This is a genomic window from Streptomyces aurantiacus JA 4570, from assembly GCF_000414115.1.
GTDB classification, from domain to species: domain Bacteria; phylum Actinomycetota; class Actinomycetes; order Streptomycetales; family Streptomycetaceae; genus Streptomyces; species Streptomyces aurantiacus_A.
In genome coordinates, this window is the sequence record NZ_AOPZ01000063.1 from 1 (window position 1) to 25066 (window position 25066).

General features: G+C 69.9%; 21 protein-coding genes. 5 read left to right on the forward strand and 16 right to left on the reverse strand.

The window, feature by feature from the left end; translation table 11 throughout:
* The first annotated feature begins 737 nt into the window (after positions 1-737).
* From STRAU_RS43470 to STRAU_RS07780, 4 genes are all read left to right on the forward strand, one after another.
* Positions 738-860, forward strand: a complete 123-nt coding sequence (locus STRAU_RS43470; protein WP_016639706.1) for a hypothetical protein — start codon at positions 738-740, stop codon at positions 858-860.
* Positions 861-935: 75 nt separating this feature from the next.
* Positions 936-2480, forward strand: a complete 1545-nt coding sequence (locus STRAU_RS44415; protein WP_037658077.1) for an asparagine synthase-related protein — start codon at positions 936-938, stop codon at positions 2478-2480.
* 471 nt (positions 2481-2951) lie between these two features.
* The gene (locus STRAU_RS07775; RefSeq protein ID WP_063890332.1) at positions 2952-4895 is read left to right on the forward strand and encodes an ATP-binding cassette domain-containing protein; all 1944 of its coding nucleotides are present in this window, start codon (positions 2952-2954) and stop codon (positions 4893-4895) included.
* On the forward strand, positions 4892-5647 hold the full coding sequence (locus STRAU_RS07780) for a hypothetical protein (RefSeq protein ID WP_016639710.1): 756 nt from the start codon (positions 4892-4894) through the stop codon (positions 5645-5647). Before STRAU_RS07775 ends, STRAU_RS07780 begins: the two co-directional genes overlap by 4 nt.
* 217 nt (positions 5648-5864) lie before the next feature.
* Here STRAU_RS07780 and STRAU_RS07785 read toward each other — a convergent pair whose 3' ends face one another.
* The 16 genes from STRAU_RS07785 to STRAU_RS07860 all read right to left on the reverse strand — a co-directional run bounded on the left by STRAU_RS07785 (position 5865) and on the right by STRAU_RS07860 (position 23137).
* A complete protein-coding gene (locus STRAU_RS07785; RefSeq protein ID WP_158692029.1) occupies positions 5865-6860 on the reverse strand; it encodes a hypothetical protein in 996 nt (331 codons plus the stop codon).
* Positions 6861-7133: 273 nt separating this feature from the next.
* A complete protein-coding gene (locus tag STRAU_RS07790; protein ID WP_158692030.1) occupies positions 7134-8891 on the reverse strand; it encodes a P-loop NTPase fold protein in 1758 nt (585 codons plus the stop codon).
* 578 nt (positions 8892-9469) lie between these two features.
* Entirely contained in the window at positions 9470-13099 is a 3630-nt protein-coding gene (locus STRAU_RS07795; protein ID WP_037658081.1) for a LysM peptidoglycan-binding domain-containing protein, read from the reverse strand.
* 3 nt (positions 13100-13102) lie between these two features.
* The gene (locus tag STRAU_RS07800) at positions 13103-13555 is read right to left on the reverse strand and encodes a TadE/TadG family type IV pilus assembly protein (RefSeq protein ID WP_016639714.1); all 453 of its coding nucleotides are present in this window, start codon (positions 13553-13555) and stop codon (positions 13103-13105) included.
* Entirely contained in the window at positions 13555-14019 is a 465-nt protein-coding gene (locus STRAU_RS07805; RefSeq protein WP_016639715.1) for a TadE/TadG family type IV pilus assembly protein, read from the reverse strand. Before STRAU_RS07805 ends, STRAU_RS07800 begins: the two co-directional genes overlap by 1 nt.
* Complete coding sequence (locus STRAU_RS07810) at positions 14016-14453, reverse strand: TadE family protein (RefSeq protein ID WP_078621021.1); 438 nt, start codon at positions 14451-14453, stop codon at positions 14016-14018. The genes STRAU_RS07805 and STRAU_RS07810 overlap by 4 nt, the downstream gene beginning before the upstream one ends.
* A 25-nt stretch (positions 14454-14478) precedes the next feature.
* Entirely contained in the window at positions 14479-14667 is a 189-nt protein-coding gene (locus STRAU_RS07815) for a hypothetical protein (protein WP_016639717.1), read from the reverse strand.
* Positions 14668-14691: 24 nt separating this feature from the next.
* On the reverse strand, positions 14692-15588 hold the full coding sequence (locus STRAU_RS07820; RefSeq protein ID WP_016639718.1) for a type II secretion system F family protein: 897 nt from the start codon (positions 15586-15588) through the stop codon (positions 14692-14694).
* The gene (locus STRAU_RS07825; protein WP_016639719.1) at positions 15585-16511 is read right to left on the reverse strand and encodes a type II secretion system F family protein; all 927 of its coding nucleotides are present in this window, start codon (positions 16509-16511) and stop codon (positions 15585-15587) included. The genes STRAU_RS07820 and STRAU_RS07825 overlap by 4 nt, the downstream gene beginning before the upstream one ends.
* Positions 16508-18094 (reverse strand): TadA family conjugal transfer-associated ATPase, encoded by a 1587-nt coding sequence (locus tag STRAU_RS07830; protein WP_037658083.1) that lies wholly within the window; start codon positions 18092-18094, stop codon positions 16508-16510. Before STRAU_RS07830 ends, STRAU_RS07825 begins: the two co-directional genes overlap by 4 nt.
* Complete coding sequence (locus STRAU_RS07835; protein ID WP_037658085.1) at positions 18087-18977, reverse strand: CpaE/TadZ family protein; 891 nt, start codon at positions 18975-18977, stop codon at positions 18087-18089. Before STRAU_RS07835 ends, STRAU_RS07830 begins: the two co-directional genes overlap by 8 nt.
* Before the next feature lie 2 nt (positions 18978-18979).
* Positions 18980-19552 (reverse strand): SAF domain-containing protein, encoded by a 573-nt coding sequence (locus STRAU_RS07840; RefSeq protein ID WP_259299844.1) that lies wholly within the window; start codon positions 19550-19552, stop codon positions 18980-18982.
* 154 nt (positions 19553-19706) lie between these two features.
* Positions 19707-20357, reverse strand: a complete 651-nt coding sequence (locus STRAU_RS07845) for an ATP/GTP-binding protein (RefSeq protein ID WP_259299845.1) — start codon at positions 20355-20357, stop codon at positions 19707-19709.
* A gap of 248 nt (positions 20358-20605) precedes the next feature.
* Positions 20606-21208, reverse strand: a complete 603-nt coding sequence (locus STRAU_RS38865) for a hypothetical protein (protein ID WP_158692031.1) — start codon at positions 21206-21208, stop codon at positions 20606-20608.
* A 227-nt stretch (positions 21209-21435) separates the two neighbouring features.
* The gene (locus STRAU_RS07855) at positions 21436-22239 is read right to left on the reverse strand and encodes an SAM-dependent methyltransferase (protein ID WP_016639725.1); all 804 of its coding nucleotides are present in this window, start codon (positions 22237-22239) and stop codon (positions 21436-21438) included.
* Between the two features lie 13 nt (positions 22240-22252).
* Positions 22253-23137, reverse strand: a complete 885-nt coding sequence (locus STRAU_RS07860) for a helix-turn-helix domain-containing protein (RefSeq protein WP_016639726.1) — start codon at positions 23135-23137, stop codon at positions 22253-22255.
* A gap of 528 nt (positions 23138-23665) precedes the next feature.
* Between STRAU_RS07860 and STRAU_RS07865 the strand changes: the two genes are divergently transcribed.
* Positions 23666-24871 carry an alpha/beta hydrolase family protein gene (locus tag STRAU_RS07865; protein ID WP_016639727.1) on the forward strand — a complete coding sequence of 402 codons (1206 nt, stop codon included), beginning with the start codon at positions 23666-23668 and terminating at the stop codon, positions 24869-24871.
* Positions 24872-25066 lie beyond the last annotated feature (195 nt).

A 25066-nucleotide genomic window follows, 5' to 3' on the forward strand; every position in this document is an offset into this window, starting at 1 on the left:
CTGTGTGTGGTGGGTGAGTTAGTGGGGCTCGGAGGGCTTGGAGAGTCGGCCCCTGCCGGGGCCTGGGGTGCGGGGGGAGGGGTCGTACCGGTGCGGGGGGCGAGCGGGGTGAGGTGGGTGCGCGCCCCTGACGGGGCGTGGTACAAACAGCGGGCGATGCTTTGGTGAGCGTTTCGTCTTGTCGGCCTTTCAGCGTGGCGACGAATTACCATTTCCGGTGACGGCACCACGTAAAACTCAGGTCTGATATCGAGACACGTACAGGCAGTATAGACGAACGCACGCGCCGATCCCCGAGCACACATCGAATTCCTCATGTCGCCACATGACGCCCCCTCAGGAACACAAAATCTGACTAGCCATCAGACACTCTCTAGTTCCACAAAAAACGTGCTCTCTTCCAATAGTTGAAACACAAGGGGCACCAAAGCAGGAAGGACCCTTTCGGGCCCATTCCTCTCAAAGGTTCGAGAATCTATCGGGATCACGCTTGACTTCTCTGCTCTATTGGACTTGAAGAATTCCCTTGCCTCATAGAGGAGTTCGAGCGTTAATCACCCTTTCCGGTATGTCTCGCTCTACAGCTTCCTGATGCTCGGTCAGGTGGTGGCTTGTTCTTCCCTCATGGTTGGCCTGAATGTGATTGTCTGCCACTGGGATCAAGTGCGATACTTTTATTTGTCAGGAGGTAGCGCTCCTGGCAAGCCAAAAGATCATCAACCGAAAGGAGAGCTGTCATGGCTCCCACGTTCGAGAACCTGTTCGTCACCCCGGCGCGTGTGGTCGTCCCGGAGGGCACCGCCCGGTACCAGGAAAAGCCGGAGGGCACCGAGGACCAGGGTCACCGCGACGAGAACTGAGGTCGCATCACCTCATGAACTGGCGGGCCCCGGGATTTACCCCGGGGCCCGCCCCCTTCGGATGGGAGGCATGTGATGATCAAGATCTCTGTTTCGCTCCGCGACTTGGCCGGAGAGTGGACCAATTCCGGCGCCCGGTGGTCCTGCGGCGCGAGTTGGATTGAGCCCTTCGTGCATCCGCTGTTGGAGGTCCTCACGGCGACCGATGGGACGTCGTGGGCGCTGACCGTGCGGGAGCGTCGGTCGGGAGTGTCCCGGGCCGGTGGTGATCCGCTGGTGATGTCGAGGCGTGGGCTGGAAGCCATGCTCGCTGAGTGGAGGGCGTGGCCGCTGGGGGCGGTCGTGCTGGTTGTGCGGGCTGACCGGCTCACGGTCAGTGCGGGAGCGGGGGGTGCGGCTCCGCTCCATCTGGTGTCGGCTGGTGGTCGCTTGGTTGCGTCGTGGGACCTGATGGACCTTCGGTCATTCGTTAGCAGTGAGCGGCTGGTGGGCCGTGAGGTGGCGCGGATTCTGTCGGGGCACTCTCGCTACGGGCACGACACGATGTTCGCGGGCGTTCATCTGCTGACAGTCGGGTCGGTGGCGGACTTCTCGGCGAGCGGGCTGGAGTTGCGGTATCCGGCTGCGGTGGGCCGGGATCAGCCGCGTGAGCTGGCCGAGGATGCGGACCCGGTAGCCGCGTTCGAGGAACTGCTGGCCTGGGTGTTGGAGCAGCGCCCGATGCGCGCGGACCGCGTGGCCGTTCAGCTCTCGGGTGGTCAGGACAGTGCCACGGTGGGGCTGTCGCTGGGCGCGCTGTATCCGGATGCGGTCACCGCGTGTGCGATGGAGTTGCCCAGCGCGGCAGGGGTGCAGCAGATGGAGCGGCGCGCCCTGTTGGCGGGGGCGTGTCGGTTAGCTGGGGACTGCACTGTTTCGGCCTTGGAGTATCTGCCGCTGCATCCTGCGGGGGCGCGTCGGGGCGGGCGGTGTTCGGTGTACGAGGAGCCGTATACCGAGCTGCTGGAGGCGTCGTTGGCTGCGGTCGTCGCGCGTGGCGTGGTCGCCGTGGTCACCGGGTTTGGGGGTGATGAGCTGATGGCGGTTGCGGGCCAGGGCTCGTCGCGTCCAGCTCGGGTGCGGGCGTGGCTGGGTCCGGCGGCGCGTGAGGCGGAAGCCGAGCGGGACGCGGGGATTGCCCCGGCGACGGCCGTGCCGGAAACGGCGCTGTTGGCGCTGCGTACGGTGAGTGCCCCGATGCTGCGGGCGGGGGTGTGGCCGGTGGCGCCGCTGACCGATCCGCACATGGTGCGGTTCACGCGTCAGTTGCCGGAGGTGTGGCGGGCGGATAAGGCGCTCATGCGGGAGCGGCTCATCCGTCACGGGCTGCCGTCCCGCGTTGTGCGGCCGGTGCTGCGCGAGACCTTCGCGGAGGTCATGGCGACTGCGGTGCACCGCTACGCTCCGGCGCTGCTGCGGGACATGGCTGCTGACTCTCCGCTCGTGGACGCCGGGTTCCTCGACGGCCGGGCGCTGTTGGCGGTGGCTGAGGACTGCGAGCGAGGAGTTCGGGGCGCGGCGGAGCATTCGGCGGTCTACACGCCGATCGCCCTGGATCTCGCGGTGCGGTCCCTTACGTAAGGGGGCTCACGGGGTGCTCGCCCGGTCGGACGGGCGAGCACCCCTGACCGGGGGGGGCGGTGCGGAGCAGCGCAGCATCTCGCCGCGTGAGCGGCGGCCGATGGCGGGCGCGGAGCGCACGGCGAGGCGATCTGTGCGGCGCGGAGCGCCGCAGCACCGGACCGCCGCGTAGCGGCGGCGCGTCGTGACTGCGGAGCAGGCCGCGCGCAAGAAACGGGGCGCGGGGGCCGTGCCGCGCGCTGCGCTGCGCGTCTGGGCAGCGCTCCACCGGCAAGCCGCTGCGTGGCCTGCTCCCTTGGGGCACGGAGCTCCCGGACTCCTGCTCGCGGAGGTTGGGGTCGGCTGCCGAGTCCGGCCAACTGCGCGCACCAGGCGGCCGTACTTCGGCTCCCTTGGCCCCGTTGATGTAGGCGCCGGGTGAAGCCCGGATCTGTGTGTTCGGGCACCGACGAGACGACAGGATGAGGATCGATGACTACTTCTTCGCAGGAACCTGCCGGTGCGCCTCAGACCGTGGCAGCGCCTGTGATGCGGCTGCGCTCGGATCCCTACGCCGAGGCGTCGGCGCGCATGACGACCTGGTCCATGGCGGCCCGGGTCCCTCGTACGGTGCGGGCCGCGCTGCGCCTGGGCTGGCGTACGGACCGGCGGGCTGTGGTGCTGTGGCTGGGCAGTCAGGTGCTCGCGGCTGCGGCCTCGGCCGGCGTCCTGGCGGCCACCGGTCGTTTGCTGCAGACCCTGCTGCCCGCCGGCAGTCAGGAGGGAGCCGTGGACGGCGCGGTACTGCGCGGGGCTCTGTCGACCGGGCTGGTGCTGGCCGGCGCCCTGGCCGTCAGGTACGGCCTGAATGCCACGGCGCAGCTGGCGGCCGCGCGGCTGGCGCCGAAAGTGGCGCGGGAGGCCGACCTCGAGGTGTTGGACGCTGCCGCTGGGGTGGAGCTGATGGCCTACGAGGATCCCGGCTTCGAGGATGCGCTCGAGGCGGCCGACAAAGGGGCGAATGCCACGCGCGAGTTGGTGATGGCGGCGCAGGCCCTGATCGCGGCAGCGGCGACGCTGGCGGGCTCGGCTGCCTACCTGGGCGTCCTGCATCCGGCGCTGCTGCCGCTGCTGGTGCTGGCGGTCGTCCCGCGGGGCTGGGGGGCGATCCGGGCCGCGCGGGTCGAACACGCGGCGGCGCACCGCATGCTGTCGGACAGCCGGCTCCGCAGTGTGTGGCGTTCCTACACCGCGGGCCGGGCCAGTGCGGACGAGGTGCGGGCCTCGACGATGGCCGACTTCCTGCTGGGCCGCTACCGGGCGGTGTCGCAGCGGCTGGAGGCCGAGGACCTGGCCGCGGCGCGGCAGGCGATGACGGTGCGGTGGCTCGGCGACGGCGGTGCCGCGCTGGGCTTGTGCCTGACCTGGGCCGCGCTGTTGTGGTTCGCGGTCGAGGGGGTGTTGCCGGCGGCAGCGGTGGGTGCGGCCGTCGTGGGCGTGCGGTCCTGCGCGGGGGCGCTGGATGCGTGGGTGCGCGCGGGGGCCCAGCTGTTTCGAACGGCGCTGTACCTGGAGGACTGGGCCGGGTTCCTGCGGCGCGCGGCCGAGCTGCGCGCCGTGCGCGGGCCGGCCGTGGTCGGGCCGGGCGGACCGGACGTGATCCGTGCGCGGCAGGTCAGCTTCACCTACCCCGGAGCTGCGGCACCTGCTGTGCACGGGGTGGACGTGGCACTGAGGCGGGGCGAGGTGGTGGCGCTGGTCGGGGAGAACGGCTCGGGCAAGACCACCTTGTCGAAGCTGCTCACCGGGCTGTACCTGCCGGGTACGGGGTCGGTGTCCTGGGACGGGGTGGACCTGGTCGGCGCGGATCCGCGGCGGGTGTGGCAGCAGGTGGGAGTGGTGCCACAGCAGTACACGCGCTGGCCGATGACGCTGCGGGACAACATCACCCTGGGGCAGGACCGCGGTGGCCGGGAGGCCGAGCATGCGGTAGCCGCGGCCGCCGAGGCCGCCGGCGCCCGCCAGTTGGCCGACGCGTTGCCGGATGGGTGGCAGACGCTGCTGGCCCGCTCGTGGTGGGGAGGGCAGGACCTGTCCGGCGGGCAGTGGCAGCGCATCGCGATCGCGCGCGCGTTCTTCCGGAACGCGCCGGTGCTCGTCCTGGACGAGCCGACCTCCGCGCTGGACGCGCGCGCCGAGCACCACGTCTTTCAGCGGCTGCGCCGCCTGGCGGCCGGGCGCACCACAGTGTTCGTCACGCACCGGCTGGCCAACGTGCGCCTGGCCGACCGCATCATCGTCCTGGAGAGCGGACGGATCGTCGAGGAAGGGGACTTCGACTCCCTGCTCGCGGCCGGCGGGCTGTTCGCCGAGCTGTACAAGCTGCAGCAGGATGATCCCGTTGCATCGCTCAAGGAGGAGGAACTCTCATCGTGATCCGCGCCGGCCGCGACCGTCAGGTCCGCAGGCTTGCCGACCTCGCCGCGAAGGCGGGGAAGACGGCGAAGTCGTTCAGCAACCAGAAGCTGCACCAGGTGCCCGGGCACCCCAAGCCGATCAGTTCTCCCGAGGCGCGGGTGCTGCTGTGGGACGGTGAGCAGGTCGACGCCTTCCACGCGGGCAAGCCCGTGCCGGCCTTGCCGACGAAGGAGAGCCGGGGTGATCTCCTGGACCGTAACGAGGCCGCCGAGTTGGCGGGCGTGGAGCCGCGGACGTGGGACCGGTATGGGAACCTGCCGCGCATGCGGCCGCGCCCGGACCCCGTCGTCGTGGCGGGGGTGGACCACTGGCGCCGCGGCGAGGTCCTGGACTGGCTCGCCGACCGCCCTGGCCCCGGGTCCTCCCCCGGCCGGCCCGTCGGCAGCCGCGAGGCGGCGCCTCGCAGCAGCATCGCCCCGCGGGCGGCACGGTTGTTGGAGCGCGAGCCGGCCATCACCGCCGCCGCGGCGGCGGCCGAGCTGAGCGTCACCGTCGACACCGCCCAGCGCGCCCTCGCCCGGGCCCGAGCAGACGCGGTACGCCGGCTACTTCAGGATGATGCCGAGTTGACCGCCGAAGGGATTCGCCAACGCCTCGGGTACCCGCTGTGGGCAGCCGAACGCACCTTGAAAGCAGCGAAGGAAGCGTCTGAAGGATCTGCTGCAGGCGGCCGGCCCACGAACACGTCGGTCCGCGGGGAGCAGGGTTAGCAGCCCTCCCAACCGGCCGCCGCTGAGGCGCCTGGCCGCCAAGGCGATCATCACACCCAAAGCCAAACGCCCACACCACACTAACCCTGATCAGTCACCTGGCCGCTTGAGAGGCCCACGCTGGACTCTTGTGGCCAACTCGTACACCGTCGAGGGAAGCGTGGTGCTGGCCGCATCGCCTCAGTGCCCATGAAGTCCGAGTGGTCGGGCACGGCCATCACCTTGGCAGCTCCGTGTCGAAGAACTTGACTACCGAGGTAACCAGCATGAGGGCATACACAGCGTTGATGCGTGAGTATTGGTTCCGGGAGACGCCGTGTGTGCTGGGGTGGCGGCCGAACGTGCGTGGGATCGGGTCGCCATTCTTGGGGTAGTACTTGGCGTGTGCGTACCAGACCGGTGCGAAAACACAGGCCACCTTGAACTTGTAGTCATCCAGCTTGAACTTGATTCCCTTGGACTTGAAATCATTGTTCGTGAGTGCAAGGCGCGTGGCCTTGTCGAAGTAGCGCTGGAGCACAGAGTCGAGCAGATTGGTGGCCAGGGCCTGGGCCGGATTGATGTGACCGGCGCGCAGGGCTTCCACGACGTCCAGGGCGAAGCTGCGGGCATCCTGCAGGGCCGGGTGCTCGACGTCCTCGAGAATGGTTTCGCAGTCGTTGGTGATGCCCTTCCAGCGCCGACCGACCGTGCGCCGGCGGGCGGCGGCATCCGGCGCATCCAGCAGGGCACGCACCGTCTCCGGTCCGGGCACCCACATGAGCGGAATGCCTTCCTCTACCAAGAGCTTCTCCAGGTCGTCGATCCCGGGGGCAGCTTCACGCAGGTTCTCCGGGTAAAGCCGCCTAATGGTGTCGCCGACCGACGCGAGGACGTCGTGCCACGGCGGCCGATAGGTCTCGGTGAACGGCTGCAATGCACGACGGACCGTGTCGTTGAAACCGGTCAGGGCAGCCATCTGCCTGCGTAGCCTGTCTGCCGCAGTTGTCATTGGGAATACCGAGGGGGGAACGCCAATCCGCGGGAGATAGGGACGCATTTGCATCAAGGGCGATTCAGCAAGCATCTTGCTGATCCACGTGTTCTGGGCAGGCGTATAGCCCTGGAAAGGCTTGAACGTCGCCGTAAAGAATCGCGACAGATCAATGAGCGCTCTGTCGTCCTCCGACGGCTCCTGGTCTTGGGACTCCTCGGGATCCTCACTGTCTGTCATGACCCGATCGTCCCACGCAACAACACCGCCTCGGGGGAAGCATTTTGCCCCGGAGTCTCGGTTGGCCTGCGGCCGCCACGGAGGGCATCGACGGTCAGGCCGATCCAGGGAACCCCGTTGAGCGGGCAGGCATGCCCAGCGACCTCGCCGAGGAGCACCCGACAAGCGGCGATGCCTCAGGCCCACGCGTGGCAGATGAGACAGAGCTGCCAGGCAGGCCGGGGGTTGCTACTGGGCTGAGGGCTGCTGCTCCCCGTGGCCGTGCCCGCATCGCTATGGCTGGCTGGGGAGGGGCGGCAAGTCCCATGCTTCCCGAAACTGCTGGATCATGAGGCGTGCGCTGGCCGGTGACACGCTCAGCTCCATCCGTGCCGTGGCCAGCCGCTGCAGGTTGCCGTGGTCCTTCTCCACGTGCTGCTCGCGCCGTTGGGTAAAGGACGGGGGCGTGAAGACCTGGAGGAGGGTGAGCACGAACAAGGCGTAGGTGGATAGTTCTTCCCAGTGCGCGCTTGCTTCGTCAGTGTCCGGGCTGGTGGGGACGACGGCAAGCCGGGTGACTTCTGTTTCGGCCGTCAGGAGTTGTTGTCGCGGGGCGCGTTGGTCGTCGTCCTGGTGCAGGATCGATGTCGCCTCGCGGAGGCGGTGGAGGGTCTGGCCCCACTCGGCGGTGCGGTCGTGTGTGCCGAGGAGCACGCGGAAGCTGGACAGGGTGTGGGCGAATTCCTCGAGCAGGAGGTGGCGGGCGAGCGTGGGTAAGTCGGTCTGGTCGGTGCGGTGCCGTAACTCGACGAGCTTGCGGGTGTAGCGGATGAGGTCGCGCGGGATGCCGCCGGCCAGGGCGTGGACGAGGGCGACGAAAGGGTCGGTCACGCCCGGTAGACGCGTCTGGAGGAGTTGCTGCGCTTCTTCGAGGGTGCGAGGTTCGACATGCAGGACGTCCTCGAGGGAGCTGTCGCTGACGTCTCGCGTCGGCATGCCTCTGCGGATGAAGGTGGCACCGATGTCTTCGGATACGGACAGCAGGAAGTACACGTTGGGTATGTCGAAGATGGCCTTGATCTCTGACAGGAAGTCGCGGGCTTGTTGGGCTGACCCGAGGCGGTCGAGCTCGTCGATGCCGATGAAGACCTTCCAGCCGTCCCGGCGCTCCTCTGCGCTGATGCGGGTGAGGAGGTCGCGGAACTGGGCGACCAGTTCCGGGTACGTCAGGGTGCGCGACGAGGCCCCGGTGGTGCGGGTGAGCAAGAGGCCGGCCAGCCGCGGCACGCCGATGGTGGCCGATGCTCCTGTGATCTGGACGTGCTGGAGCAGGTGCAGGTAGTTGTGACAGTCCTTGATCAGCAACCGCAGACGTCGGCTCGCGAGCCATCGGAGGACCCGCGGACGCCTCCTGTAGAGGATGGCGAGGCCGGTGATGGCCGCGGCAGCCTGCGTGAGGGCCTGGTGGTTGCGTGCGAAGCCGTGGGCCCAGGAGAGAGCCGGATCGCTCCAGCCCTGGGCTGTGGAGCGTGCGTCCGAGGTGATCCACGCGTAGACGTCCTGAGCAACACTGCTCATGCCGAAAGCCAGGAGGGCTAGCCCTGTTGCCAGCCAGATCAGGGCCGGCAAGGAGCGGATCAGCCTGCGTGTGACGTCAACGGGCCGCGAGCGGACGAGGAAGAGCCCACGTCCCCGGCGCCCGTAGAGGGTCAGGTAGCGGCGGCAGACGTCTTGAAAGAGGCTGAGCAGGAATTCCTCAGGCCGGTAGTTGGCCGGGGTCTGGACAACGACGTGGAAATGGAAGTTCGTATGGGGGTACCGCAGGCGTGCTCCACATGCCTTCTTGAGCAACGTCGTTTTGCCCACCCCGCGGGGGCCGCAGATGGCGATCGCGCCGCCATCCATCTGATCCAGCTTGCGCTGCAGGTCAGTCTCCGTCTGGTTGGCCACCCAGTACTGCGGGTCGTTGGCGCTGACGAGACCAGCCATTCCTTCAATGACCAGGAGCGACTCGTGGTCAGGCCCCAGCAGCCGGGCGATCTCCCTGCGCATGACGGGGATGAGGGTCCGCCGCAACCTGTGTCTGCGCCTGGACCACCGATAGGTCTCCAGCTCCGCAGTGAGGGCGGCGGGAACCCAGTGAATCACTGCTAAGGCTACGGAAAGGATCTGGATGAAGTTATCGCGGTTTCGCTTCTCGCTGTACCAGACGTACGCGACAGTTCCCGGGAAAGCTAGAAGGGGAAGCGATACCCACCACTGGATATTCACCGCTGCCCCAATGATCCAGTGAAGGAGAGCGAAAACGAATAGTATTCCGAGGAAGGCATCGTACTCGCATTTTTGTGCGCCCTGTTGGAGGCTCGCTAGCCTCTCATCGCTGACCTTTCCTGGGGTTTCCACTAAAGAGTATGAAGGGTCCAGGCGAAGCACGTCGGCTACGACGTGGGGTTCCCGCATGACCGAGAGTAGGCTATCGCCGTCGACGTCCTTCTTGAGATTCAGGTACGGAAGGACCTGCGGGCTGTAGAGCGCCGGGAACAGAGCATTGCCGTAGCCCCGTTGCGCGCAGCGGGGGACCGTGGGGTTCCCTCTCCACCAGTAGAGCACCGGTTGTCCCGCCCTTTCACCTAGTCGTGCAGGTTTGCGCTAGCGGGGTGAACGGGGCGAGGCAGCAGGTTGCGCAGGAGTTCGGCGGTTTCGGCTTCCATGTCGGCGCCGCCGAGGAGTTGTTCGTTGATGCGGGCCAGTCGGGCGGCCGCGTCGCGCAGCGCGTCGAGATCGTCTGCGGCGTGGTGGGCGAGGAAGACCTGGCGGTGCAGGATCTCGCTCTCCTCAGCGGCGAGCATGCCCCGGTGGGCGGCCCACAGGGCGGCGGGGATGTCACCTGCTTCTCGTCGGCGTGAGGAGAGTTCGTACGCGACGTCGACGATCGCCGAGACCATCTCCTGGATGGCGGGCTCGGCCCAGGCGTAGCGCTGGGGATCGATCCCGGTGAAGGGTCGGCCGCGGACCAGGGCAAGCGCGCGGCGCAGCATGAGGTCGCCGTCTTCGTCATGGCGGGCCAGGCCGGCGCGGGCCAGACGTTGGAAGCGGGTCCAGTCGCAGGTGACGGTGGGTCCCAGGCGGTAGCGGCTGTCTCCGGTGTCCTGGACGCGCGGCAGATGGGCCTTGCCGTCGGGGTCCTTGCCCAGCCACGAGCGGGTTCGGGAGATGACCGCGTTGCGCATCTCCTTGCCGACCAGGCGGCCGGGCCAGAGGGCCTCGTCGATGGCGTGGTGGTCGACGCCGGGGTTGAGGGCGAGGAACGCGGTCAGCTCGATGCCGACGCTGCGGCGGCTGGAGTCGATCCGGCCGGTCGCGCCGTCGATGCCGATGGGTCCCAGCAGCAGGACGGAGGGTGCGTCTTCTGCGGGTTCGGCGGCTGGTTGGGGCGGTGTGGTGTCGGGTGCGTGCGCTGCCGCGGGTGCGGGGATGGTTGCCTGGTCGGCGTGTGTGCCGGTGGCGGGGGCCGGTGCGGGCAGGGTGATGTGGACCGCCGTGGCCTCCGGCGGAGCGCAGGGGCTGGTCGGAGCAGCCATGGAGCCTGTGGGGTCGGGGGCCGGAGCGTCGGCTTCGTCGTTCGTGCTGCCTGGCTGCGCGTTCTGTTTCGGCTCGGCGGGGTCGTCATGGAGGAAGCCGATGTCCAGGACTTCGGCGAGGGTGGGGCCGGTGGGGAGTTTCTCCTCCTGGCCCTGCTCGCCTTCCTCGTCGGGGTAGGGCTCTGCCGTGCTGGGGGCGGCGTTGTCGGCCTGGCTGCGGGGCTGTGGCTCGTCGGGCTCGGCGGTGGTGGTGAGTTCGAGGTCGGCGTATTCGGCGGGCAGGCCGTCCTCGTCCGCTGCCGCGGTGGGCACTGGTCCGGTTCCGTAGTCGGGTTCCTGGTGCTCGTGCTCGGCGTCGTCGTCCTGGCCTTCGTCGTGTGGGCCGTCGGGGTCGGATCGGGTCCAGTCGGGGGCGGGGACGTCGGTGTCGCTGGCGGCGAGGGTGAGCAGTTCGACGGCGTCGGCGTAGTGGTCATCACTCAGGCCCTGCAGCTTCACGGGGAGGTTGGAACCGGGCAGGGCGATGGTGTGGTCGGGGCCCTGGCAGTCGAGGGTCCATGCCAGGTCCGGGAGTTCGGCGGAGGGCTCGGCGGTGATGACGGCGCCGGCCGCGCGGGGCTCGTCGGTGAGGGTGGCGAAGAGCTCGCTTCGCTCGCTGCTGTCCGGCAGGGCTTCGGCGAGCAGGATGTGCGGTGTCCAGGCGCCGCCAGCGTCGTCCATGAGGCGGGCGGTGCGCAGACTGTCCGCGCCGATGGCGGCCAGAGTGCGGCGCTGGTCGTCTGTGTGGCTGGTCAGTTCGGCGGTGGCGGTGGCGAGGTCGTCGATGCGGACGACTCGCGCGGGGGCGGCGGCGTCGAGGCCGGGCGCAGTACCGGCCAGGGCGGTGACTTCGAGGTGGCCGGGCAGCGGCGTGCTGGTCAGCTCGACAGCGATGGCTTGCAGGACGTGGCGGGCGAAGTCGCTGTCGCCCGCCAGGTTCAGAATGCCCACGTGTTCGAGGTCGACCAGGACGAGGTGGCCGGCGCCATCCCAGCCGATGGAGACGAGGGCCGGGTACGGGGCCTCGGCGTCCTGGAGCTGTTGGACGTCGGCGAGGCTGGGGCTGGAGACGGAGCAGACCCAGACATCCTCGCGGCCGGCCGCGGCGGTGAAGGGCTTCATGGGTGTGGTGTCTGCGGCGAGGTGCAGTTCCACCTTGGCTTCGTGGAGCACGACGGCCTCGAGGACGGGCAGGTCGCGGTCGGCGGCGGCGAGGTTGAGGGCGAGGGAGCGCAGGGCGGTGCTCAGCAGGTCGAAGCCGCTGGGGCGCTGGGCGGCGCGCAGGCCTTGTTCGGTGGCGGCGGCGCGGCCGACGGGCATGGGGATGCGGCGGCCGGGACGGCGGCGGCGCTGCTGCAGCATCCGGCGGGTGGCCAGGGTGGTGACCAGCGCGGCCGCCAGGGCTCCGGCGCCGGCCCACACGGCCACCGGTGCGAGGGCGGCGTCGCTGTCGCTGGCGGGCTGGGCGGCGGGCGGTGCGGTGCGGGAAGGCGTGGCGGTATCCGCAGAGGGGGCGGGTGTGGCGGGCGGGGTTGGCTTGCCGGCCTCGGTGTCCTTGTCGGGTGTCTTGTCCGGCGCCGGTTTCTCGCCGGGCTTGTCCTTCGATGTGTCCGGCGCCGGCGGGTCGTTGTGGTCGGGCGTGGCGGGGGCCTCGTCGGCCGGGTCGCTGGGGGGCAGGTCGAGTTTCTGGCCCGGCACGATCAGGTTGGGGTCGGTGAAGCGGGTGCCGCCGGGCTGGAGTTCGCCCTTGTTCTCCTCGAAGATGGCCGGCCAGTCGGTGGGGTCGCCGTAGCGGTCGGCGATGTCCCACAGGTTGCCGTCGTCCTGCACGGTGACACGCGCGGGCCGGTCGGTGTCGTCCGCGCGGTCTGCGCGCGGCGTCGAGCGGCCGGTCTGGCTGGTCTCGGCGGCTTCCGTCGTGGCTGCACGGCCGGTTTCGTCGGCCGTGTTGGAGGCTGACGGGGCCGGAGCGGGGTCGGTGGGGGGTTCGAGGCGGGCGTCGGCGGGGAGCTTGAGGACGGTGCCCTTGGGCACGTAGCTGTCGCCGGTGGTGAGTTCGGGGATGCCCGGGTTGAGGGCGGCGATGTCCTTCCAGCGCTGCCAGTCGCCGAGGTACTTCTCGGCCAGGCCGGCCGGGGATTCGGTCGCCGAGGACACCGTGTGCCGGGGCCAGTTGGCGTCATCCTTGTCCCGCCCGGCCTGGTCGTCGGATTGAGCGGCGGGCGCGGCGGGACTGTGCGGACCGGGGGCGGCCGTGGCCGCGGCGACGGTGGGCGCGGTGGCCGCGGACGCGGCGGTGGGGGCCAGCAGCACGATGCCGCCGATGAGGGCAGAGGCGAAGCGCTGCATGCTGCCCAGGCCCTTGATGCGCGGGGCGGCACGCCGGCGGGCCAGGGCGATGGTCTCGATGAGGGTGGCGGCGGCGAAGGCGGCCCAAGCGACCCAGCCGATGCCGGTGAGGGCGGTGAGGAAGAGTCGGCCGTCGTCGGGCTGGGTCAGGACGTCCAGCCCGCCGGGCAGTTCCATGACGCCGAACGTGAGCAGCAGCACGGGCGTTGCGGCGATGACAGCGGCGAGCACGGCGAGGCCGAGCAGCGCGCGGACCAGGGCGGCAAGGGTACGCAAGATGCGTGGGGCCATGGCTCAGTCTCCCGCTTGGGTTTTCAGGTGCGCGGTCGCGGTGCCGGTCACGGAGATGGAGCCCTGGCCGACGAGTTGGGCGAACATTGTTTGGTAGGTGTCGTGGACGGTGACCGTCATGGTCGTGCCGCCCTCGGAGATGGCGACGGAGCCGTCGACGCCGCGGGCGGCGAGGTAGTCCTCAGCGGCGCTCTGTGCCGCGCCGGGGTCGATGGTGATCGCGGTGCCTTCGATGGCCTGGCCTGGGTCGATTTGCTGGCCCGCGGTGCGGGCGGCCTCCTGGGCGAGGCTGGTGGCCCGGTTGCTGGCGTTCAGGGCACCGCCGCCGTCCACGAGCAGGCCCATCACCAGCAGGATCGCGACGCCGGTGAGGGCGAAGAACAGCGACATGCTGCCCTGGTCAGTGCGGGCCGCGAGGGCCGCGTTTCGGTGGCGGATCCAGGTGGCGGGGGTCATCAGCGGGCCCGGTACGTGTCGATGGGACTGGTCCAGGAGGCGGAGAGGGTCTTGGCGCCGGGCAGACCGGGCAGGGCGATGTCGGACAGCGGCGCGGTGCAGGAGATGGTCGCGGTCACGGTGGCGGCTTCGCCGACGGCGGTGGCGTAGCCGGAGGTGTCGATGGCGACCTGGGAGGCGCGGCAGGTGATGCCCTCGCCGGTGAGGCTGCGGTCCACGGCGGCCTGTGCTTTGGCCTGGGCACTGCCGGCGTCGCGTTCGAGTGAGGCGGCGCGGGCGGCGGCGTGCGCGGCCGCGTCCACGGCGCCTTCGGCGTCAGTGACCCGTCCGAACGCAATCATCAAACCAAGGAGGGCAATGAGGACGGGGGCGAGGATGGCGGTCTCCAGTGCGTAGGAGCCCTGGTCATCCTTCGGGTCCCAGCGGGTGCAGCGGCGCGGGAGTGCGCGAGGGCGGCGGGTCATGGCGTGGTCCAGCGTTCGATGGGCCCGTCGGCGTGCTGGGTGACGTCCAGGTCCAGGCCCGGGACCAGGGTGGCGACGGAGCCGGTGACGGTGATGCGGATCTGCTGGGCGCTGCTGCCGGACGAGGAGACCTGGGCGCCGCGGACCGAGCCGCCGTAGCGGGAGAGGTACTGCTGGGCCTGGGCGACGCCGTCGCCGCTGGTGGCGCCGAACTGCCGCCCTGCGTCCACGCCGTGTCGGGCAGCGGACTGCGCCACCTTGCGAGCGTGGTAGTAGAGGCCCACCTGGATGATGGTGAAAGCCAGCAGGAGGACGACCACGGCCAGTGTGGCCAGCTCCACGCTGCCCACGCCGCGGTCATCGCGCCGGCGGGCGGCCGGCGGGCGCCTGCTGTGCTTCAGGCGCCGCATGGTGATGTCATGCCTCTCCCCCATGGTTCGTCGTGTCCGGTGCTCGGTTTCAGCCGCCGTTGATGATGCCGATCTTCTCGCCGAGCTTGGTCCGCAGGGCGGCGACGAGCAGGCCCGCTCCGACGAGGAGGGCGCCGGCGATCACGGCGAGCTCGGTGCTGGTGGCTCCGGCATCGCGGGCGGCGCGCAACTGCGCGTAGCGGCCGCGGATCCATGCGGCGAGCAGTTGGATGTCCATGGGCGTTCTCCTTCGTGCTGGTGGTCAACTGGCGAGGATGGTGGCGACGACGGGGATCATCACGAAGGCCAGCATGAGGATCACGCCGAAGGTCACGGGCAGGACCATGCTCGCGCTGGCTTCGTTCGCTTGGGCTTTGGCGTCACTGATCAGGGCGATACGCAGTTGTCGGGCCTGGGCCTGCAGGGTGGTGTAGACGGCGGCGCCTTCACCGGCGAGGGCGAGAGTGTCGGCGGGCCTGGTGAGTTCGGGGATGTCGAGTTCGTCGCCGAGCTGGCGCAGGGCGTCCCAGGGAGTGACGCCGGCGAGTTCCGCTTGATCGAAAACGACCCGCATGCGTTCGAAGATCCAGCCGTCGCCGACGTCGGCGGTGTCGGTCAGGGCCTGGCCGGCGCCGGAGTTCGCGATCCGGGCCAGGGCGACGCGTTCCAGGTAGGAAGCTGCGGCGTGGCGGACCACGAGGCGGGCGGCCGCGGCGTCACGTTTGACGTCCCGGCCCGGGCTCAGCCAGAACACCACGGCCATGAGCAGCGACAGGCCGGTGGGCAGGAGGAAGGGCAGGGGGGCTCCGCCCAGGGCGAGGGTCGCCTGGAGCAGTTGTGGGGAGAGCAGCCCGAACAGGGTGAACAGCACGCGTCGGCCGAGGTGTTCGGCCGGGGAGATCCGCAGCAGGGCCAGGTCCTTGTGGGGCAGCCGGATCCGCAGCCCGAAATCGGCCAGGAGGCGGGCGCCGAGTTTCTCCGCGAGCGTGCCGGCCGCCGTGGTGGGGACGGCGCCGGTCAAGGCGGCGGGGTAGTTGCGGGCATTCAGCCGGTCCAAGGCACTGGCGAGGTCAGGCTTGGCGGGCACGGCGGCGCGTACGGCGAGGCCGATGAAGATGCCGCAGGCAGCGGCCGGCAGCACCGCGGTCATGGGGATCATCGCGGCGCCTCCCCCAGGGGGCTGGTGGCGGTCAGGTGGGTGGGCATCGGGTCCAGCAGGCGGGGGTCGGGCTGGGTGTGGGCGATGCGGCGCAGCCACGCAAGCGTCCACACGAAGAGCCCGCCCAGCCCGGTCAGGACGAGCTGGCCCAGCGGTGAGCCGTACCAGCCGGACCAGGCTGGGTTGAGCATGCAGCCGGTGACGACGACGCAGATGACGACGGAGACCTGTCGGGATGCCTTGCGGACCGAGGCCCGGTCGGCCTCGACGTCGCGGGCGTCGGCGGCCTGCTGGTGGATGGTCACGGCCAGTTGCTCCAGGGCGTCGGCCAGGCCCGGTCCTTTGTAGACGGCGTGGGATTGGAAGAGCAGCACCACGTGATCGCTCACGCCGTCGGCGAGTTCGTCGGCGAACAGGCGCAGGGCGAGGTCTGCGTCCATGCCGGCGCGCAGTCGTTCGGCGAGTGCGCGCACCTCCCTCGCGAGGGGGGCGGGGGCGGCTTTGGCTGAGGCCCGGATGGTCTGGGTCAGGGAGATCCCGGCCGTGTGCACGCCGGCGAGGTGATTGAGCCACTGGCCGAGCGCCTCCAGGCGCTCGATGCGGGCCTGCGCGGCGACGCCGGGGTGCAGCACGAAGGGCAGGCCGAGCACGGCTGCGCCGGCGAGCAGGCCCTGGACGGGCCAGCCCGTGTACGCCCACACGACCAGCGTGACAGCGGCGGCCGCCATGACCAGGTAGCGCCAGCGGCTCCGCCATCCCTCGGGCAGACCGGCCTTGGCGCGGCGGAAGCGGGTGGCCAGCTGTGAGGGTGGCTTGATGGGGTCGGGCTCGCGGCCGCGCAGTTCACGCACGGCGGCGGCCAGGGCGAGCACCATCGCCACGGCGCTGATCGCGGCGAGCAAGGAGTACTGGGCGAGGGTCACGTCGCCACCCCCTGCGGGTGCTGGCCGCGCAACAGGTGCAGGGGCGGGCCCCAGGCGCCGGTGGCGTTGTCGGTCAGCCACTGGCGGGCGAACAGGCCGGTGAGCTCGAGGTCCTCGATGAAGGACGGCATGTTCTGGAAGACCGCGCGCGGCTCGTCCGGGGTGGGAGCGAACAGGGTGGTGATGGTGGGGCGTCCGGCCTCGCCGACGACGTCGTGGACCTCGTAGATGTGGGAGACATAGCGGTGCTTGCGGCCGCCGATGCCGGTTTCGTCGCGGTAGGTGAGGTAGACGACGACGTCGATGGATGAGGCGATGAGGTGGTGAGCGGCCTCGGTGGCCATGCCGGCCTCCGTGCACAGCTGCACCAGGCGGCTGACGATCGCGTGCGGGCGCCTCACGTGGATCGTGCACATCGAGCCGGAGCCGCCCGCGGACATGGCCTGGAGCATCGGCAGGATCTCGGTGGAGCGGACCTCACCGACGATGACGCGGGTGGCGTTGTAGCGCAGGGCGGTCGCGAACATGTCGGAGATCGAGATGGCGCCGGCCGTGGCTCCGGCGCGGACTTCGCCGTTGGACTGGCGGGCTTCGAAGGCGAACGTGACCGGGCCCGGCTTGGGTCCGGGTTCATCGAGGTAGAGCTCGCGGTCGGATTCGAGGGTCACCAGGCGCTCGGCCTCGGGGACCGCGCGTCCCAGGGCGCGCAGCAGGGTGGTCTTGCCCGCGCCCATGTCCCCGACGACCAGCACGTTCAGGCGGGCGTGCACGCAGGAGAGGAGGAACCGCTCGAGCAGGGGGTTGACCGCTGCCCACTGGACGAGTTCAGCCAGGCCATGGTCCTTGATGCGGTGCTTGCGGATGACCACCGAGGGGCGGCTGGTCAGCAGGGAGGCGGTAACGCGGGAGCCGTCGGGCATGCGGAAGCCGACCATGGGGGTTGCCTGGGTCAGGGAGCGCTCGCCGTGCCCGCTGATGGCGGCCATGCGGTTGACCCACGCGATCAGTTCGTCGTGGGAGTCGGCGACCTTGTCGATGGTCCGGCGGGGCTTGTCGTAGTACTCCACGTGCGCTTGCAGCCCGTCGACCATGACGTCCTCGACGCCTTCTTCGTCGAGCAGCGACTGCAGGCGCCCGCCCCGGTACATCGCGTCGAACACCGCGGTGGCAACGCGCGCCTCGTCGTCCTCGGACAGGGGGGTGTTGCCTTGCGCGTACTTCGTGGCCCAGGAGGCGACGGCGTCCGAGGTCAGCTTCCGGGCCAGGGCGCGCCGGTCGGCCGGGTCGAGGGTGCGCTGGGGGTCCTGGCTGCTCAGCTCGGCGGAGACTTCGGACTGCAGGGCCTCGATCACCTCCCAGGCCACCGGCAGTTGTCCGGGCAGGCCGGCCAGGCGCGGCACCGCGCCAGCGCTGCCCACCGAACTAGGGGCGGCAGGCCGCGGGGGCGTACGGGCGGCACCGGGGATGCGGGCGGGTGGTTCGGTGGCTCGGCGGGCGATGCCCTTGCTCAGAACGTTGGCGAGTTCGTCGCGGCCCAGGGCGGGCGGGTGGCCGTGGGCGGGCCGGTGGTGGGTGTCAGCCACGGCGTCCTCCAGTAGTTCTGCTCTGCAGCCGGCGCAGCACCCCGGTGACCTGCTCGTTGGCCGGGGCGGGGAATTCCTGCTGGATGCGGCGCCGTTGGGCGTGCGCGGCCAGCTGCTCGGCGGCGGTGCGGGCGTGCCGCAGTAGGTCACTGCGGGCGTAGCCGCGCGGCGGGCTACCGCCGTCGATCAGGTAGTCGGCGACCGGTGCGTCCCACGGCAGGGCGGCCAGGACCGGTACCTCCAGGGCGTCGGCGATCTGGTGGGTGGTGTAGCCGCGGCCGCCGCGGACGTTTTCCCGCTCGATCACCAGCAGTGCCAGGGCGCTCGCGCCGGTGCCGGCGTCGTCGAGTTCGGCGCGCAGCGGGCCGATGATGTGGGAGGTCAGCGCGAGTGCTGCCTTGGTGTTGCGGGTGACCAGGAGGACCAGGTCGGCCTGCTGGATGAGCGGGGCGGGGGTGAGGGTGGTGTGCAGGCGGCCGCTGGTGAAGGTGAGGCGGCCGGCGTCGACGAACACGTCGTGTCCGGCCTCGTGGGCCAGGACGTGGAAGATGTCGGACAGCGCGGGCCAGGTGCGTTCCAGGGAGGCGGCCTGGGCGGGGTCGGTCAGGCCGGGCAGGACCCGGCGGTGCCCGGCCTCGTCGATCGACCACAGGTGTGAGGCGACGGCGTGCGCGAGAGCCTCGCTGCCGACCCGGGCGGCGGCAGCCAGGTGGTAGAGGCCGAACCCGGCGGTGAACTGCTCCTCGAGGAACCCGGCGCGCAGCGTCCCGCCCTTGGGGTCGCATTCGGCCAGCACGCTGGGTCGTGGCGAGGCCAGAGTGAGGGCGAGGGCGCTGCTGGTGACGCCCGTGGAGGCGGCGCTGGCAAGGACCGTGACAGGCATGATCAGTTGCTCCGCGGTTCACGCACGAGGGCGATGCGGCCTGCGGCGGAGTGCGTGGCCAGCCGCGGGCCGTCAGCCTGGTCCACGGCGAGGTTGACGACGATGGTGCCGCTGGCGTCGGGCCGGGAGATGGACACCACGGTCGCGTCGACCGACGACGGCTCGTCGGCCTCGTCCTTGGTGCTGTCCGGCTCATCTCCTTGGGCGGGCGTGGTCACCGCCAGCACCTTGTCGCCCGGCGCGAGCGTCCCGTCGGGGGCCTGCCCGCGCTTGACCTGGACGCCGACCTGCTGCTCGTCGTCGCCCAGTCCGCTGCCGGCTGCGAGCTGCCCGGACACCAGCAGGCCGCCCTTGCGCAGGTCGGTGGCCGCTCGCTTGCCGATCACGGTGGCTTTGTCGCGTGCCGGGATGGGTGTCAGTGCCGCATCGGCAGACACCTCAGCGACCGTGACGTCGGCGGGCTTGAGGGGCTGCCCGGCCGGCACGTCCCGGGCCACCGCCAGCACCTTGCTGCGATCGCCGGCCGAGGTGACCGCGGCGGCCGCGCCCAGCGCGCACACCACGGCCAGCACCACGCACAGAGCCGCCGCCCACCACCTGCGGTCGCGCTTGACGGGCGGTGCTGTCGTTGTCGGCAGCTCCGCCCGGGTGGCGGGGCGCGGGATCGGAGGGGCTGCTGGGGTTTCCATGGCGGACGTGCCTCGCTCTTCTCGCTCTTTCGTGCGGTGGTTAGTTGAGGACCTGGACCTCGGCCACGTTGATGTCGACGTCGCTGGTGCGCGTCTCACTGAGCTCGCCGCTCTCACCGCCGCCATCGACTTCCCAGTCGACTTGCCAGGTCGAGGTCGCGCTCACGTGAAAGCGGCCGCCGGGCTCGGTGGAGGACGGCTTGCTGTAGCGGTGGCCGCAGTCCGGGGAGTTCCTCTTGCCGTACGAGGTCTTGTACGGGGTGCCGGCCGTGGTGCAGGTGACGGACGCTCCGTCGCCCATGCTCCACACGATCCGCTTAACGCGCGCGGTCGCGGTGACGGTCACGCCGCCCGCAGAGGCGGACGCGCTGTTGGGGCCGTAGGTCTCGGCGGACTTGGTGGTCCACATCCACACCGGCATGCCGACCACGCCCTTACCGCCCGGCCTCGGCGTGATGCCGATGTCCGGGCCGCGCAACGTCATCTTGTCCAGGGCTTCCTGGGCAAGCTGCGCGGGGTCGACGGTAGCGACCGGAGCGGTCTCGGCCCAGAACGTCTGCGGCCCGCCCGCCAGAGCGCCGGCAGCCGCAGCCCCGGCCGCAGCCAGCGGGCACACCCGTGTGTAGATCGCTCCCTTACCCGGCGAGCGCCCCTCCCACAGGCTGCTGCTCGCCGGCGGCTGAGGATCCATCTTCGTGACGATGCAGGGCCCCGCCCCCGCGGGCGGCCCTGCCTTACCGGACGAGCGCTTCCCACGACGCCCGCTGTCTCGCCCTCCGCCCCCACCAGGGGACCCACCCACTCCTGCGGACACGCACACCTCGATGACGGTGCACTCTCCGACCTTGCCCGTGGGCTTGGGATCAGGGTTCGCGGACGCGGCTGGCGACAGCACACAGCCCGCCAGCAGGGCAGCGCCCGTGAGCGGAACCAGATGCTTCAGCATGCCTTGTCTTCCGGCTTCACTTCCAAGATCACCCACTGCTTGTCCCAGCGCTCCGCGGTCACACGACTCACGTACTTGATCCGCCGCTCCTTCGGCAGCACAATCTCCTCGCGCGTTTTGCGGTCGATCGGCTTCCACTCGGCGACATCCACGCAGTCCGTGATCTGCGCGAAGGGGACCTTTTTACCCAAGTCCAGGCGACTGACCTTCGGGGCAAGGTCAGGCTTGCCCTTGATGATCTGCCCGGCAGACTTGAGCCTCACCAGGTCAGCCTGCGCCATCCCCAGCGCGTTCCCCTTGGCGTAAGTCTTCAGCTTCGTGCCGGACATGCTGCCCTTGGCGTATGCGGTGGTCTTCTCGTTCCAGTACGAGCGATAGGCGGCCAGGAGCTCGCCCTTGGCGCCGTCCGAGGCATCGGAGGGGGACGGCGATGCCGCAGGCTTCGATGACGTGGCCGTGGCGCGGGGCTTCTCGGGACTTTCTCCGCCGTCTGAGTCGCTGCAGGCGGTGAGCGAACCAAGCGCGGCCAGGACACCGACAGCCGCCACGAAATTACGGCGGCGAACGGCCGTGCTGCTTTGGGCGTGGCGTGTCACATTCTCTCCCGGTCGACGTGCAGGTACGGACGGCTGTAGCGGGCAGCCCTGCCAACATCCGCTCGCCGGGACCTGGCAGAGCTGCACTGATGCGCATTTTGTAGCCAAGAGATTACGCATATGCCAGCCAAGTTCCCAGCTCCTTTGAGAAGATATCGATCACAACTCGGGTCGAATCAGGGCACGTTGGGGTAGCAGAGTCGACAAGTTGCTCTATGCACATGCGACTAGGCCGCCGTACAGGCGGCTTTGCGGCCGACCGCGCCGTAGCCCATGACCTCCGTGATCTCGGTGGAGTCGTCCGGGTGCCATTCGAAGAGCGGCACGAGACCGGGCTCGACGATGTCCATGCCGTCGAAGAACCGCAGCAGCTGCTCGATGGTCCGGGGCTGGTAGGGCAGGGCTCCGGGAGCTGAGGAGTAGATCTCGCACGCGGCGATGATGGCCGGCGTCGGGATGTCGTGGCTGAGCATGAGGCAGCTGCCCGGAGCGAGGTGCTCGAGGAGGCCCCCGACGATGCCGTGTGCCTCTTCGTCCGAGAAGTGCCCCAGGACACTGCTGAAGGTCAGCATCACGGGCTTGGCGAGGTCGAAGGTCTCGGTGACGTGGCTCATGATGACGTCGGTGTCGCGCATGTCGGCGTCGATGTAGCTGCTCAGGGGCGGGTCTTGGTAGGCGCCCTGATGGGCCAGGACGACGGGGTCGTTGTCGACGTAGAGCACACGCGCGTCGGGCTGGTGGTGGCTGACGATCTGGTGAATGTCCGGCTCCAGCGGAAGGCCGGCGCCGAGATCCAGGTACTGGGTAACCCCGGCCTCGGCGGCGGCCCAGCGAACAGTACGGCGCAAAAACTGGCGGGCGGAGCGGGCATCGGCGGTGATGCCGGGCGCCATCGCCTCGACCGCGGCGACAGCTTGCCGGTCGCGCTCGTAGTTGTCCTTGCCCCCCTGGGCGGCGTTCCAGAAACGTGCACTGCTCACTTCGCCGTCAGCGGCGGCCGGCTGATCGGGGCTGTGCGCTATGTCGCTCATGTGGCTGGGCTCCTCAGAGGTCGGTGAGTTCGGGCGTCAGGGTGCTCGGGCGCATGCTGCTCCCGGGCAGGGTGATCGGTACCTGTACGCAGGTGATGTCCATGGCCTGGCGCCAGGTGTCGCTCTCGCGCGGCTTGGTGACGATGGTGGTGCCGGTGATCTGGTCGACGACGATGTAGTCGCCAAGATCAGCTTCTCCTCCACCGAGACGGATCAGGCGGGCGGGCGGGGCGTTGGTGAGCGGATGCGGGAAGCTGCCCAGCGGCACGATCTGGATGGTGCGCAGTGGCTGCTCCAGGATTCCGCGCAGTGCCAGGAGTTGGTCTCGCATCACACTGGCGGAGCCCACCTTGGTGTGGAGCGCGGCTGCGGACATCAGGGCCCAGATGCGCGTTCCGCGCTCGGCGACGCGGCGCTGGCGCTGGCGCAGCAGCTCGACGGTCAAGTCGAGGTCGCTGTCTGCAGCGTGGGGGTTCTGACGGCGGTGCACGGCGCGGGCGTATTCAGGAGTCTGGAGCAGGTCGGGGATGGTGGCCGGTGCCCACATCCGGATCAAGGAGGCGGCGCTCTCCAGCCCGATCCACTCCTGGACGTCACGGGGCATGACGCGGTGATACTTCTGGTGCCACCAGCCCGGTCGCGCGGCGGCCTGGGCGGTGCGCTTCATCTCGGTCAGGCGCGCTCCGCTGACCCCGTAGAGGACGAGCAGCTTCTCCACCTGGTCGAGGTCCAGGCTCTGCTCCGCGCCCTCGATCCGTCGGATCGTGGCCGTGCTCACGCCGATCCCACCAGCCGCGGAGTCGAGGCTCATGCCCGCCAGGTCCTCGCGCAGGCGGCGTAACCGTCGGGCGAACAACCGCTGTTCCGGCGTCGGGGCCGGGCGAGGCGCTTGCGCCACGAGCGGCTCCCTCCTGCTGACCTACCTGGTGTCTCTATCGGCACAGGCATACGTCTGCCCCGATCATCATGCGCGAAAATTGCACGCATGAGGGCGACCGTACACCGTACGACGCACGCATGGGAGGCCCTTGTGCCAGCGGACCACATACTCGCGACGAGGCGGCAATGAGGGCCAACAGCACAGGGTGATTAGGGAGTTCCATCGTGACCGGCCTGGCCTGAGAGCCTGATCTCAATCCTCAGTTGATCTCGTGCGGGTGCCTCACTGGTCGTCGTAGCGACCGGCAGCCCTGGCGAACCGCCGGAACCCTGATGGACCGCGAGCCCGAGGTGATCTGGATGGCCTCGCGACCGGACGAACGGCCGACCGCATTAGCCCCAGGGTGTACACCCGTGGGCCAATACCCTCGCGAGACATCAAACGGTGGGCCAATGCCGTGCGGGAGGGGCCCGTGACAGCGTTCCCTCGGTGCCCACGGACTGGCCGTCGCGGCACGGTTGACGCTCCGTCACCACGGGAGGGCCCATGACCACCACGCCGTTCACCAGCCGGAAGGCCATGACGCGCCGCAGCGTGCTCGGAGCCGCCCTGGCCGCCGGGACCACCGTGCCGCTTGCCGCCGTCGCCGACCGGGCCGCAGCCAGCTCGGCAACGGCGCGGCTCATGCTGCCTGTGCCCACCGGGCCGCACCCGGTGGGCATGGTCGAGCTGCACCTCGTCGACCGGTCGCGTCCGGACGACCTTGCGGGCCCCGGGCACTTCCGCGAGGTGATGGCCACCGTCTGGTACCCCGCCCGGGACGTCCAGCGGTACCCGGTGGCGCCCTGGATGCCGGCCGGCGCACTTCAGGCGTTCCTCGCCGACGCCGGGTTCAGCGATCTGGCCCCCCTGGGGCCGCTCTCTGCCGGCCACGCGGGCGCTCCGGTGCGGCAACCGGGCCGACGGCTGCCCGTGGTCATGTTCTCGCACGGCGCGCACAGCCACCAGGGCGATCACACCGTCATGGTCCAGGAGCTCGCCAGCCACGGATACGCGGCTGTGACGGTGGCTCACCAGTACGACACGTACACCGAGTTCCCCGACGGTCGGATCGCCGTCCCGGTCGACGACGAGCAGGCGCCGACGCGGCCCGGGGACTTCGCCGCCGACCTGCGCTTCGTCCTCGACTGCGTCGAGCAGCTCGCTGCCGGAGGCAATCCCGACGTCGATCACAGGGAGCTGCCGGCCGGACTGCTCGGCGCCCTCGACCCGCGGCGCATGGGCGCGTTCGGCTGGTCGAAGGGCGGGACGGCCACCGCCTGTGCCACTCTCGCGGACGAGCGCATCCGGGCCGGGCTGAGCCTCGACAGCCCGATGCAGATGAACCCGCCGCTGACCGGCGACTTGGACCGGCCGTTCATGATGATGTCCGCCGAGTTCACCCGGGCCACGGATCCCGCAGTCGCCGCATTCTGGTCGCACCTTCGGGACTGGCGGCTGAACATCCAGGCCCAGGGTGCCGTCCACGTCTCGTACGGCGACAATGAGGCGCTGTTCCCCCAGGTGGCGAAGCTGCTCGGATGGAGCAGGCAGCAGCTCCAGGACGTGATCGGCACCCTCGATCCCGACCAGGCGGTGAAGATCCAGCAGGCATACCCGCTCGCGTTCTTCGACAAGCATCTGCGCCGCCGTCGGGGACACCTGCTCGACGGGCCTTCCCCAGCCTTCCCGGCAGTGACGTTCCTCCCCTGAGCTTGAGCTTTATGGTCCAACCTCAGTTTGGAAGCTCTGGGACGATACAGGGGCGTCAACTTGCCCCCTTCCCATGGAGGTCCGTCTTGAGCTCGTCTGAGTCCGATCAGACTTCCGAACTGCTGCTCCGTGCCGTCGAGTCACTTCGGGCTGGGACTCCCGTTGACATTGCGGTGCTTCGCGGCCCGCTCGCGG